This is a genomic window from Pseudoalteromonas sp. XMcav1-K, assembly GCF_044005875.1.
GTDB lineage: Bacteria > Pseudomonadota > Gammaproteobacteria > Enterobacterales > Alteromonadaceae > Pseudoalteromonas > Pseudoalteromonas spongiae.
Genome location: NZ_JBIPJE010000021.1, coordinates 15,290 through 28,854 on the forward strand (window position 1 = coordinate 15,290; position 13,565 = coordinate 28,854).

Below are 13,565 nucleotides of genomic sequence, written 5' to 3' on the forward strand. Positions count from 1 at the left end.
ATAAAGAATTATGCAGGTTGCGATTTTACAAAGAATTTATTTTTTAAATAAACAAAAATCGGCATCCAACAAAGTGCAACAATCGCAGTTTCAAACACAGGGTATATAAATTGATAGGGTGCCAATGAGAAGTCAAAGCTATTAAAGCCCATATCCATTGCACGAAATGCATTTACGCAGATAATTGGAATACAAAAAAGTTGGCCAAGTACTGATTGACGCCAAGAGACTTTATCTTTTAAACCTAAATAAGCAATACAGCCCATCCATGCTAAATCATGGAGCAGCCAAATAAAATAGCGATAAAGGTTTTCAGAATCCCATTCAATTAAATAAGGAAAGTAAAAATTGGCGAGTAGAAAAAAGAATGTGGTGGTGCCAGCAAAAATCGCTCCTTGTCGTTGCTTTAAAACAACAAGAAGTAAAAAAGAAATAACAACAAGTAAGGTTTGATAGCTGCTTAAAATTATAAGCAGCTCTTTAATAGGCATTAGCGAATGCTATTTTTTATTTTCATCATCAGTACCGCCGCCGCCGCCACCGGTACCTGGCATATAAGAAAATTTATCTACTGTTTTCATAATTATCTCCTTGTAGTTGTTTTGCCTTAAGGCACCTTTCAAATTACTGAAATTACTAAAAAACACAAGTACTTTTTCATGAAAAATTATTTCATGTTATGACAAAGAGGTGTTTGCCTATAAAACAAACACCTCTTTGTTCAGTCTCTATGCAAGTAATTGTTTACTTTGCGATGCTTGCAGTGCCTTCAACGCTTAGTTGCTTTGATTTATCGAGTGACCAAATACTCTCTTGGTCACCAAAGTAAGCGCGTTTTTCAAGACGTTGATATGCTTTAAAGTAAACAAATGCCGTTATTAATGCGCATACTTCGAGCGTTATTTGCGACAACCCAGTTGCCGGCCATAAACCCAATGTGGGGATCACTAATGCAATAATCGACGTTAGCGGCACCCAAAGGCAGGCAATAATGCTCAATTTAATCAATACCATTGCGGCGCTCGTTGCACCTTTGTAAAAACTAAAACACAGCGCACCAATAAAGCAGCTGTAGTAAACCCACATATACGCCACATTAATGTTAATGCTGCCAATGCTCAACCATTTGGTGGCCGCAAAACAGCTTATTACACCAAGTAATGACCCCAAACACACACCAACAGTTAGGTTTGCCATAAAGCAAACCGACTTTGTTTGCCCACCTTGCTTTTGGCGACGTTTTTCAAGCCATAACAAGTTGCCTGTGTAAAACAACAACGCACCCGCTAAGCCCATAATAAAGTAAAGCCAGCGTCCAAAATTGCCACCATAGCTGCCAAAATGCAGAGCAAAGAACGTACTTACGGCACTGCCCCAAACACCTTGATCGCCGTTTGCGACACTGCTGGTTTGTATTTCAAGTGTATACGGGTGCATAAAAATAAAATCGTTATTTGGTCCTCGCATAACTTGATTTTCATTAACCAAAGAAACAGCCGCATTGGCGCGTGTACCGCTTAAACCCGACAAGCGAATTTCACTCACAGAATAACCGGGGGCATATTCCTTAGCCTTATTTATGTAATCTGATAAAGTCGGTAATTCAGCCAAGGAATATTCCACCTTGCTTGGAGGATCAGATGGAAACATAGGCTTATCGCCATATACTTTTGAAAGTCCCGCATACAAAAAATCGTGAAACGCAAACACCACCACAGTGAATGCAATAATGATATGAAAAGGTAAACTCGCGATGCCGACTAAATTATGGGTGTCTAGCCAAAAGCGGCTCGCGCCTTTTTTTGTGCGCAGTGCGAAAAAGCTTTTAGTTAATGTAGGCAATAAAAAAATCACCCCAGACACTAAGGCAACAAAATATAAAAATGCAGCGAAACCCATTATAAACTCACCAAGGATATGGTGCCCTGCTACATCGCCTAAAATACCGCCAGTTCTATGGAGCATATCAACCAGTGCCGAAAGCTCATTTACATTAGCATCTTGTGTGATTATCTCGCCATTTTGATCAACACTGGCATTAACCACTTTGTCATCAAGCCGTAAACCGCGGCCTTGACCTTGGCTATACCATTGAAATGGCGAATGAGCCTCATCAAAACGTATAGTAAGTTCTTTTTGTGCTTGCTCGTGCTGCGCTAAAAGCTTTGGAAGTGCCGACTCAATTTTTGAAAACTCGACTTGTTCAAGCTTTACACTTGGTGGTGTGGCCCAATCATCAATGGCCATTCGAAACATAGTAATGCTGCCAGCAAAAAAACCAATAAATAAAAACAGCCCTGCAATAATGCCCGTCCATGTATGAACGTTTTGATAAACCCTTAAAATATAACTTCTTACTTTCATAGCGTACTCCTTAGCAATACCCAAACGCTATAAATAAACACATTCGCTAGGCCTAGTTTAAGCCAAGCTACTTTGCCACTTTTGAATAAGTACACAAAGGCAATAACACACAACCAAATTGGCGTAATTAACCACATATTAAATTGCACACGCCACAATGCGCGCTCGTTTGATAAGCTTGTTGTCAGATTATCAGGGCCAAACCATGCAAAAAGTGCTACCAGCCCATAACTTAAGAAAAGCCCCAATATCACGCCCGCCAGTGTTTTTGACCACCAGTCAGGCTGAATCTTATTTTGCTGCCGACTAAGTTGTTCACTCACGTTTTATTCCCCTTTAAAAATAACGCCATCAATGGCAAAGCAATCACACACAGCATAATCACCATCAGGCCAATAAATAGCGAGGCACTAACAGCGTATTTAGCTGCCATTAGCACAAAAGCAAATAGCAACATAAGGTAGGCGATTGGACGCAATTTTTTTGCAAGCGGTTTAACACGTAGTAGCTGATGTTTATTTGATAAATACAACAAGCCAACTGCAAACAACATGATTGTTGCAGGCAACACAATAAAATAACTCATTAAACGCCCCATTAAACTAGTCTAAAAATTAAGTAAATTTAAATTGATGTGATAATTATTTGCATTTAGAATTCAATCCGTATTCATAATACTATTAATATCTTACAAAGGAAATCCCACAAATGCCTACAGCAAAGTCAATTGCTAGTTTTAAACTTAGTACCCTTACGTTAGTTATTTCAGCAAGTTTATATTCCGGCTTCACCATTGCAGAAGATGAGCAAGAATTAGAATCAATCGAAAAAATCATTGTGATTGGTGAAAAAGCCGACCGCACCTTAAAAGACACTGCATCTAGTGTGTCTGTTATTACCGAAGAAACGCTGCGTTCAATACAAAACATTACGGTCAGTCAGGCGGTATCTGAAATTCCAAATGTGGTTACATTAACTGGTGCAGTGCCTGATATTCGAGGTGTATCTGGTAACGGCTCAGCAAGTGGCTTTAATGGCGTAACTGGCGGGGCTCGTGCTCGCGTTTCAACATTAATTGACGGCGTTGCCGAGCCCTTTATGGCTGATTTAACGGGTGATAGTGGTATTTGGGACGTTGAACAAATTGAAGTATTTCGTGGTCCGCAGTCTACCAGTAATGGCCGTAACAGCTTAGGTGGCTTAATTTACATTAAAACCAAAGATCCTAGCTACGACTGGGAAGGTGCAGCACGGGTTGGCTATCGCAACCAAGATCAATATGTTGATACGTCAGTTATGGCTTCCGGTCCATTAATCGACGAACAGCTTGCGTTTCGTTTTACAGGCCAGTTACTGAGCGGTGAATCGTACGATAACAGCGTAATTTATGAAGACCACGATCCAACATTTGATTTAGACGAACTTAAAACAACACGGCTAAAAGCAAAATTACTGTGGGAACCATCAGCATTAGATGATTTTTCAGCATTGTTAACCATTTCAGATAACAGTGAAAAAGGCGATACCGGCCGTAAATATTTTAAAGCTGCTAATCCTTGGGATTATATTCCTACAGGTCAACGTTATATGGATACAGACAGCACAACAGTAAGCGCTAAGTTTGACTATAAAGCATCAAATAATATTGCATTTGATCTATTAATTGCGGGCATGGATTATCAATGGGGCTTTGAGACTTATGATTCAAAAGTTGAAGACCGTCAAATACTTACAACCGAAGAACAAAACCTTACTATCGACGGCAAGATGCGCTTTGGGTTAAACAATGATGCGCTTTATGGTTTTGTTGGACTAGCCTATTTTGAGCGTGAACAAGATTATGAGAGTGTTGGCGGGTCAGAATATCATGGCCATGATGAAAGTGACTCTAAAGCCATTTATGGTGAAGTGAGCTATATTTTTGCTGATGACTTTACTCTGATTGCAGGCGGTCGTGTGGAAAAAGAATCACAGTATCGCGATTATTTTGGGAAAAAGCTATCGGTACTTGACCAAGACAACACCATTACTCTGCCAAAACTGGTACTGCAATACGCCATTTCAGATGCGACAACAGCAACAGTGAGCGCACGTAAAGGCTATAACTCAGCGGGCGGTGCACTCGATTGGTTTGCGGGTGAATACTATTATTATGATTCTGAATCGGTTAATACCTTTGAAACAGGTATTCGCTCTAGCCTAAATAATGGCAATATTAACGTAAGCGCTAACCTTTTCTACAATGACTATTCAGATTACCAAGCAACTAATTTACAGCGCCGTATTTCAAATATCGACTCGGTCGTTACATACGGTTTAGAAACCGAAATAAGCGCGATGGTAACGCAAGATCTTCGCTTAAACGCAGGCCTTGGCTTAATGAACTCAGAAATAAAAGATGATAGTCCAGGATACGAAAGCATTAATGGTAACGAACTCAGTTCAGCACCCGGTATTACAGCCAACTTAGGCGCAAGTTACTGGTTTACCGATGCCTTATCTGCCAAAGCATCCATTTCATTTGTTGATGATTATTACGGTGAAACATCAAATACAGAGGAACGTATCGCAGGCGATTACACGGTAGCACGTGTCTCGCTTAACTACGAGCTTGAAAACTGGATCATCAATGCGTTTATCAATAACTTAACTGATGAAAAAGCGGTTACGGTTTACCAACCAGTTCAACCCGGTGGCCGTTTACCCGATGGTTATGCCGCGGTTGTTGACCCGCGTACATTTGGTGGCTCAATCACGTATCGCTTCTAATAAAAATAACCATAAAAAACCCCGCAGTTGCGGGGTTTTTTTATTGAAAACGTTGACCTTTGTGGTCTAATTGGACTGCAAATCAATTGGTGTCGATTCTTTAGCCTTACCTTGCATAATCGATATTTCAACCCGACGGTTGCGGCGACGCGACTCTTCATCAACATTCGGCTCTAATGGTCTGGTATCTGCTCGACCAATTACCACCATGCGACCTTTGTCAAACGACGGTACTTTTTGCATTTCCGTTGCTACCGCAACAGCGCGCTTAGCAGAAAGGTCCCAATTATTAGTGTAAAGTTCGTTGCTCACTTGAAAATCATCGGTATGACCCGATACCGTAATTTCGCCGGGCACATCATTTAGTAATGCCGCTATTTCTTGAATAATTGGCTTAAACTGTGGTTGTAAAAATGCACTACCCGATGGAAACGAGCCATTTTCCCGAATACGGATCACAATTTGCTGACCGAGCGATTCTAATTCAATTGCGCCATCAATAATTTGTTGCTCCAGCTGCTGCGCGATTTTTTTAAGTAGCTCGTTGGTTTTTTCTTGCTGCGCTTCGCTGGCGGTTTGTTTAGAGGTACTTGCCGATTCGCCACCTCTGCGATTACCGCGTTGCTCTTGTCTGCCACCTGCACTGTCCTCTTCACCAGCTTGAAATTCAAGCATTTGCTGAGTCATCTCGACAGTTTGCTGCTGAATTGTTTCTATCGGCGTTGGGTCGGGCTTACCTGGACGAAACTCCATAGCAATTACGCTAGTACCTTTTGGAATATCTTTAACTTCAATCTTATTTTGTACACCAAATGCAAACTTCATCGAGCCTGCAATCTGCTTAAACTTCAGTACATCCATTTCTGAGAAAGCTAATAACAATACAAAGAAGCACATTAATAGCGACATTAAATCAGCAAAGGTGCCCATCCACGCCGGTAATCCGGGAGGCGGGCATTTACACTCTTCTGCTTCGTCCGACATCGTCTACCCCTCAGTATCCACTTGGCGTTTAGACTCTGCTAAATAGTTTTTCAAAATACCTTCGATCACTTTTGGATTTTGGCCATCTTGAATACCTAAAATAGCGTCTAAAATTAAGCGCTGATTGAGTTGCTCTTCGTCTTTGCGGTTTTCTAATTTAGCTTGAATTGGAATGGCAATTACGTTCGCAAGGAATGCACCATAAAGTGTTGTAAGTAAGGCAACCGCCATCGCAGGACCGATGGCTTTGGGGTCATCCATGTTCGATAACATGGCTACCAGGCCAATCAAGGTACCAATCATGCCCATCGCAGGCGCAACATCACCCAGTGCTTTAAATAATCCAGCACCAGCTTCATGACGTGTTGTGGTTAAACTTATATCTTTTTGCAATGTGGCACGCACTACATCAGCGTCATGGCCATCCACAAGCATATCAATGCCTTTACGCATAAAAGGGTTAGGGATATCAGCTTCTTCTAGTGCTAAAAAGCCGCCTTTACGGGCTGCATCTGCCAGCTCTACTGATTTTTCAATAAGTTCTTCAGGCGCTTCAATTTTAAACATAAAGGCCTTACCGGCGACTTTACCTATGCCAAAAAATTGCCCCATAGTGTAGTTAGAGAGTACAACAAATAATGAACCACAAAATACAATGAGTACTGAGGGCACATCGACAAACATGCCAATATCACCACCCATGACCATTGCCATCACAATGAAACCGATTGCACCGACAATGCCTATAACCGTTGCTAAATCCACTTTGACTCCCAGTTGTAATACTTATAAACCAAGTTTGGGTTTTAAATTTGAGGCTCAATATGCTTGCGTGAAGACAAGATACCGTAACTATTATAATAATTTACTTTTATTTATCGGCAAGCGCTAGCAAAGTATTAGTAATTTATTTTGCACACATCAACTTAGCTTTCAATAAAAACAGTGACATGATATCAGCCCCAGACAGAATCACCTTAATACTGCTAGCAATAAAGTTTAGCTGCATTTATGACAAATTTATGCGCTCTAACCCAACCTTTAACAAATTAATTTAGCTCAAATAGGAGTAAAACAAAGCGTTAAAGCACATTCGTTAGGATATTTAGCAAGTTAAATTGAATTAGCGCGGCAATAACCATAAAATTAGCCAATTCTTTTTTACTTTGCGTGGCAGGTAACTTATGGCGAGCAAAAAGCCTGAAAATTTAAGCTTCGAAGAAGCCATTTCAGAACTTTCAACAATTGTAACTGAAATGGAACACGGTGATTTGCCTCTCGAAACAGCGTTAAAGCAATTTGAGCGTGGTATTGCCCTCGCCTCGGCTTCATCACAAAAGCTTGAGCAAGCACAACAAAAAGTGCAAATCTTGATGGGGCAAAATGACAATGCCCAACTTGTGGATTTTAACCAATAGGCGTTCAATTGAATTCTGTCGACTCTATAATCTCTGCGTATTTGCCGCGCATTGAAGAAAATTTGAGTGCGCTGATCCCAGCGTCACATCACACGGATGAAAAACTCGTAGCCGCATGTCGCTACAGTTTATTAAATGGTGGAAAACGTTTACGACCGATTTTGGTTTACCTAACAGGTGAATTATTTAACGCCGACAACGCCGATCTAGACCGAATTGCATGTGCAATTGAGTGTATTCATAGCTATTCGTTAGTGCACGATGACCTGCCGGCGATGGATGATGATGAACTGCGCCGCGGCAGACCGACATGTCACATAGCTTACGATGAAGCGACTGCAATTTTAGTAGGCGATGCACTACAGTGTTTAGCATTTGAAACCATTACTGAATCTCAATTCAATGGCACTACTGTTAACAACCAGCTAAAAATCGTGAACACCCTCGCCAATGCGTCTGGGTTATTGGGTATGTGTGGCGGACAAGCACTTGATATTGCGGCAACTGATTCGGTAATTACCCTAACTCAACTTGAGCAAGTACATAAATTAAAAACCGGTGCACTGCTAAAATCGGCAATAAAGATGGGCGCTCTTGCCGGTAATGCCAACGAATTAGAAATTGCGGCACTAGCACGCTATGCTGAAGCAATTGGCCTTGCATTCCAAGTTCAAGACGACATTCTTGATGTTGAAGGTGATACGCACACCTTAGGTAAACCACAAGGGTCAGACATCGAAGCCAACAAAGCAACCTACCCTGCTTTACTAGGCATTGAAGGCGCGAAAGAGAAAGCGCAAAATCTTGTGAACCAAGCAATTGACGCTTTGTCTGAAATAGATGCCGATACAGGTCGACTCAAAGCGATTGCAGAATATATAATTGCTAGAGATCACTGATCCCTAGTGCGCCAAATAAGCGATAACAATAAATTGGCGACTCATTTTTAGGATAGAATTTAAAACATCATGACATTTGATAGTAGCAAGTATCCATTATTAAGCTTAGCGAATACGCCAGAGCAACTGCGTGAAATACCGCAGCAAAACTTGGCTGAGCTAAGCGATGAACTGAGAGAGTACTTACTTAACTCGGTATCACAAAGTAGTGGGCACCTCGCCTCAGGTCTTGGCACCGTTGAGCTAACTGTGGCGTTGCATTACGTATATAACACACCATTTGACCGTTTGATATGGGATGTTGGCCATCAGGCATATCCACATAAAATTTTAACAGGTCGCCGTGAGCAAATGCATACCATTCGCCAAAAAGATGGTTTGCACCCATTCCCTTTCCGTGAAGAAAGTGAATACGATACCTTTAGCGTAGGTCATTCAAGTACCTCAATTTCTGCGGCACTTGGTATGGCGCTGGCGTCTGAAAAAGAAGGCCAAGACCGTAAAGTTGTTGCCGTTATTGGTGATGGTGCGATTACTGCGGGTATGGCATTTGAGGCAATGAACCACGCCGGTGACTTAAATCCCGATATGCTGGTTATTCTGAACGACAACGAAATGTCGATTTCAGAAAACGTAGGCGCGCTCAACAACCACTTTGCACGTATTCTGTCAGGTAGCTTTTATACCAACATTCGTGAAGGCGGTAAAAAGCTACTGTCAGGCATGCCACCGGTAAAAGAGCTGGCAAGTCGTATGGAAGAACACCTTAAAGGTATGGTGATCCCAGGTACGTTTTTCGAAGAATTAGGCTTTAACTACATTGGGCCAATTGATGGCCATGATGTTGGCATGCTAACCGACACCTTACGTAATATGCGTAACTTAAAGGGTCCGCAATTACTTCACGTACGCACGCAAAAAGGTAAAGGTTATAAACCAGCAGAAGCTGATCCTATTGGCTACCACGGCGTACCAAAGTTTGACCCAAGCGAAACCAGCTTGCCAAAGTCAAAACCGAGCGCACCTACTTTCTCAAAAGTATTCGGCGATTGGCTATGCGATATGGCCGCAAAAGACCCGAAACTTATGGCAATTACGCCTGCGATGCGTGAAGGTTCAGGCATGGTGCGCTTTTCAAAAGAGTTCCCAAGCCAATATTATGATGCGGCAATTGCCGAACAACACGCGGTAACCTTAGGTGCAGGCTTAGCCTGTGAAGGGCTTACCCCAGTTGTGGCGATTTACTCAAGCTTTTTGCAACGTGGTTACGATCAACTTATCCACGATGTAGCATTACAAAACCTACCAGTAATGTTTGCCATTGACCGTGCAGGCGTGGTGGGTGCAGACGGTGAAACTCACCAAGGTGCATACGATTTAAGCTACATGCGCTGTATTCCAAATATGGTGATCATGGCACCAAGTGATTTAGACGAATGTCGTCAAATGCTTTACACCGGCCATCTTCATCAAGGACCAAGCGCGGTACGTTACCCTCGTGGCAGCGCAGGCGAAATTATGCCAAATGATGCGATGAGCGCACTTGAGATTGGTAAAGCTAAGGTTATTCGTGAAGGTAAGGACACAGCAATTTTAAGCTTTGGTACCTTGCTTGACGAAGCAAAGCAAGTGGCTGCAGCGCTTAACGCGACGCTACTTGATATGCGTTTTGTTAAGCCACTTGACGAAACGGCAATTAAACAGCTTGCAGCTTCTCACAGCACCTTAGTTACCCTTGAAGATAACGCGCTTATGGGCGGTGCAGGCTCTGCTGTGAACGAATTTGTAATGGCAGAAAAGTTAAGCATTCCAGTACTTAACTTAGGCTTACCTGATGTGTTTATTAAACACGGTACGCAGCAAGAGATCCATCAAGAGCTCGGCCTTGACGCTGACGGTATTCAAAAGAGTATCGAAACGTACTTAGCCAAATAGCGCATGCCTTAAGAATTCAGGTTTCAGCAACTTACTGAAATCTGAATTCTAAATCTTTACACTTAACTTTTTTATATCTCGGAAATATGCAGTTTAGCTTGCTCAGAATCTAATAACGATTCTAACTGCTGAGCAACACGTTCACTGTCTTCAAATTCAAACGCATCGATATTATCTGAAAAGCTAAAGTAAGCCACACTGCCCGGTTTTTTCGCCTTTGCTTTTTGCAGTGCAATATCAGCAATTTTAATAGATGTTTCCCAGCTAATAATTTGTCCGCCAAGTAACGGTAGTGGGTAAAATGCCCAACCAACCGAGCCTGTTAGTTTTGTTTTACGGCCATCAGGCATAACAAAATTTTGCCCAGCAAGCTGATGACTAATACTGCGCGCAAACTGATGTACGGCGCTCTTTTGCATATCCCTTAATAAAATCAAGAACTCATCGCCACTCCAACGTACCACATAGTCGGCACCTTGTACCTGCTCTGTCAGCAAGGACGCAATTTGCTGTAAACAGTTATCGCCAGCAAACGAACCAAACACATCGTTAACGCGGCTAAACTTGTCTAAGTTCAAAATCAGCAGTGCCATACATTTACCCTGAATTTCAAGGCTTTCGCGGTTACTTTGGAAATGCTCGATGTCTTTCGGTAGTTGATCAAATAAGAAGCGACGGCTGCGAAGGCCTGTAAGCTCATCTGAGTGACTTACCAGTTTGAGCCTGTCGTTAGCTTTATTAAGTTGCTCGTTCGCAGAGATAAGCGCTTGAGTACGCGTTTCAACTAAGCGTTCTAACTCTTCTTGTTTTCGCCTTTCTTGATTGCGATAGAACAAAAACACAATATACAGGGCAAGAATAAACGACATCACAACGATTAAACGAAACACCACAGTTTCATCGAAGGCTTTTGGAATAATCAAGGTTTGTGAAATCGTATCGGCACTACTCCACTCTTGTCCGCGTCGTTTTGCTTGCAGTTCAAAAATAAACTGTCCAGCTGGTAAGTTTGCATAGTTTGCTTCACGGCTATTATTTGCTTCACGCCATACCCCATCAAGGCCAACAAGGCGGTAGCGAAAATCAATTTCAGAAGCGGTTTGGAAGTTAATTGCAGTATAACCCAGTGTTAAATTTCGCTCCTCTGTTTGCAGAGTAAGGGTATCGACCTCAGGTACTGAATAGGTATTTTTCTCGCCCCCGTTATCGGCCGTGACCGTTTCAATAATCGGGCGAATATCACTTTCACTAAACAACCGAATATTGGTTGGAATTTCAACTAAACCAGATTTACTTGGATACCATAAGCTCGAACCGATACGGGCAATTGCACCAAGCGCATTACCCGAGCAACACTGGCTGGTTTTGCCATCAAGCTGTTTGTTGTAAGGCGAGATAACCTGTTCAACTTCAAGCGATTGAATGCCTTCTTCAAACTGTTTAAGCGGCAAGCGATAGACACCTTTGCTAGTGCTCACCCACAAATAATTCAGGACTTGATCAAAATGCAAACTTAAAATAGGTCCGTAAGGCAAGCCATTAGATACATCTAACTGACGCCAAACGCCTTTTTCACTGCGATAAAATAAGCCATTATTTTGCGTTGCAACAAACAGCCTATTTTCAACGGGAAGAATAAAACTAATATTTGATTCAGCTAATGCGCTGCCCATGGCTAAACGCTCGATACCACGCTCACTGAAAAAATAAGCGCCGCGCGAAGTGCCTAAGTAACCTTTGCCATTTTGCTCATCGATAAAGGTAATGTATTTACTATCAAGAAACGAGTTATAAACAAACGAGCGTAAACCGTTAAACGCCAAACGATATAAACCACGATCTGTGGCTAACCAAACGCCGCCTTGCTCTGCACTTTCTATAGCAAACACGGCTGTTGCACGTAAGGTTGCGGCATCAAGTTTAAGTAATTCTTTACCATCGTAAACAAAGGCCCCACGGTTGGTTGCGATAAATAAACGCGAGCCCTGAAAATGTAAATCATGAACGGTCAAACCACCGAGTTTTGCCGCCGCGATTTCTACGTTAAATAAACCGCTTTCATCTAAATAACCAATACCATTTTTGGTGGCTAGCCATAAACGCTGATCTTCTCCATATTTTAGCGTAGTAACCGATTGATTTAAGCCTTTACTATCGCGATGACGCTTTACTTGGCTAGGGCGCGCTTGCCACAATCCTTCTGTTAAACTTGCAAGCCAAATAATGTCGTCTTGCCCTCTGAAAATATCTGAAAACCAAACCGTTTGCTCAAGATCTGATTGCTCAATCCACTGCCAAATACCACTGCTATCGCGATACAATAATCGCCCTTTAGTCGAAACCCACAATGAACCATCCGAATCGTACATAAATTTATATACTGTAGCATTATTGGCATAGGGTAATGAAAAAGGTCTTAACTCTTGGTCAATATCGAGAAAGTAAGCGCCAACTTCAGAGGCAATAAATAAGTCCCCTTCCAGCCACGCTAAGTCGTATAATACCGATTGTGCTAAGCGCTGCGGCAATGAAATACGTTCGGTAATTTCAAAGCGGATTTTACCGGTAGTTTCATTCGCTAAACTTTGTAAATGCAGTAAAAAACGATCGTTAATCAACCAAATACCGTCAGGCGACAGTGCCATTTTGCGCACTTCACCAATCAGTTTCACTAAGGCATTTCGTTTATTGCTAAAGTTATTATTAGTGTCACTTACGCCAAGCAGCTGAGAAATGGTATTGAGTTTTTGGTTGGAGTAAAGGTAAAGACTGTTCGATGCAATCCAGATACGGCCGTTGTTGTCTTGTGCGATATCACGTACTGGGCCGTTTAAACTAAAGCGCTCTGATGTCAGCTCACTTGGGCTAAATTTTACTAGCCCGTTATCGGTGCCGATCCATAAAAAACCGTCGTTATCGATAAGCAAACTGTTAATTGCATTGCTTGGCAAAAAATCACTGTTATTAACATTAAAATTAGTAAAGCGATTACCGTCGAAACGACTCAAGCCAAACTGGGAGCCAATCCACAAGTAACCTTGTCGGTCTTGTACAATGTTTTTAAGTGATTGTGATGCAAGCCCGTGCTGAATATGCCACTGTTTCACCACATAGTCATCAAGCGAAGCGTATGTCGGTTTGAGTGTACTAAGCAGTACAACTGTAAATAACAATATTAAGCGAAACAGCACGGTTT

Annotated in this window: 12 protein-coding genes; 4 read left to right on the forward strand and 8 right to left on the reverse strand. The window is 42.0% G+C overall.

Annotated features, from left to right (window positions below; translation table 11 throughout):
* Positions 1–8: 8 nt before the first annotated feature.
* The 5 genes from ACHSBP_RS01685 to ACHSBP_RS01705 form a co-directional block, all read right to left on the reverse strand.
* Positions 9–491 (reverse strand): hypothetical protein, encoded by a 483-nt coding sequence (locus ACHSBP_RS01685; RefSeq protein WP_010561673.1) that lies wholly within the window; start codon positions 489–491, stop codon positions 9–11.
* A gap of 9 nt (positions 492–500) precedes the next feature.
* Complete coding sequence (locus ACHSBP_RS01690) at positions 501–647, reverse strand: hypothetical protein (RefSeq protein ID WP_158523443.1); 147 nt, start codon at positions 645–647, stop codon at positions 501–503.
* 97 nt (positions 648–744) lie between these two features.
* The gene (locus ACHSBP_RS01695) at positions 745–2,364 is read right to left on the reverse strand and encodes a PepSY-associated TM helix domain-containing protein (protein WP_395388006.1); all 1,620 of its coding nucleotides are present in this window, start codon (positions 2,362–2,364) and stop codon (positions 745–747) included.
* Positions 2,361–2,687 (reverse strand): hypothetical protein, encoded by a 327-nt coding sequence (locus ACHSBP_RS01700; protein ID WP_010561675.1) that lies wholly within the window; start codon positions 2,685–2,687, stop codon positions 2,361–2,363. Before ACHSBP_RS01700 ends, ACHSBP_RS01695 begins: the two co-directional genes overlap by 4 nt.
* Complete coding sequence (locus tag ACHSBP_RS01705) at positions 2,684–2,950, reverse strand: hypothetical protein (protein ID WP_010561676.1); 267 nt, start codon at positions 2,948–2,950, stop codon at positions 2,684–2,686. Before ACHSBP_RS01705 ends, ACHSBP_RS01700 begins: the two co-directional genes overlap by 4 nt.
* 122 nt (positions 2,951–3,072) lie before the next feature.
* Here ACHSBP_RS01705 and ACHSBP_RS01710 point away from each other — a divergent pair, with 122 nt between their 5' ends.
* Positions 3,073–5,133: a TonB-dependent receptor gene (locus ACHSBP_RS01710; protein WP_395388007.1), complete on the forward strand. Its 2,061-nt coding sequence runs from the start codon at positions 3,073–3,075 to the stop codon at positions 5,131–5,133.
* 66 nt (positions 5,134–5,199) lie between these two features.
* On the opposite strand, the gene ACHSBP_RS01715 is transcribed toward ACHSBP_RS01710, so the two are convergent.
* The gene (locus ACHSBP_RS01715) at positions 5,200–6,117 is read right to left on the reverse strand and encodes a flagellar motor protein MotB (RefSeq protein WP_010561678.1); all 918 of its coding nucleotides are present in this window, start codon (positions 6,115–6,117) and stop codon (positions 5,200–5,202) included.
* Between the two features lie 3 nt (positions 6,118–6,120).
* Positions 6,121–6,882: a flagellar motor protein PomA gene (pomA, locus tag ACHSBP_RS01720; RefSeq protein ID WP_010561679.1), complete on the reverse strand. Its 762-nt coding sequence runs from the start codon at positions 6,880–6,882 to the stop codon at positions 6,121–6,123.
* Positions 6,883–7,301: 419 nt separating this feature from the next.
* Here pomA and xseB point away from each other — a divergent pair, with 419 nt between their 5' ends.
* The 3 genes from xseB (at position 7,302) to dxs (ending at position 10,369) form a co-directional block, all read left to right on the forward strand.
* A complete protein-coding gene (xseB, locus tag ACHSBP_RS01725; protein WP_010561680.1) occupies positions 7,302–7,535 on the forward strand; it encodes an exodeoxyribonuclease VII small subunit in 234 nt (77 codons plus the stop codon).
* A 41-nt stretch (positions 7,536–7,576) separates the two neighbouring features.
* Entirely contained in the window at positions 7,577–8,434 is an 858-nt protein-coding gene (ispA, locus tag ACHSBP_RS01730; RefSeq protein WP_395388023.1) for a (2E,6E)-farnesyl diphosphate synthase, read from the forward strand.
* A 69-nt stretch (positions 8,435–8,503) separates the two neighbouring features.
* Entirely contained in the window at positions 8,504–10,369 is a 1,866-nt protein-coding gene (dxs, locus tag ACHSBP_RS01735; RefSeq protein WP_010561682.1) for a 1-deoxy-D-xylulose-5-phosphate synthase, read from the forward strand.
* 71 nt (positions 10,370–10,440) lie between these two features.
* On the opposite strand, the gene ACHSBP_RS01740 is transcribed toward dxs, so the two are convergent.
* Positions 10,441–13,560, reverse strand: a complete 3,120-nt coding sequence (locus ACHSBP_RS01740) for a diguanylate cyclase domain-containing protein (protein ID WP_395388008.1) — start codon at positions 13,558–13,560, stop codon at positions 10,441–10,443.
* Between the last annotated feature and the right edge of the window lie 5 nt (positions 13,561–13,565).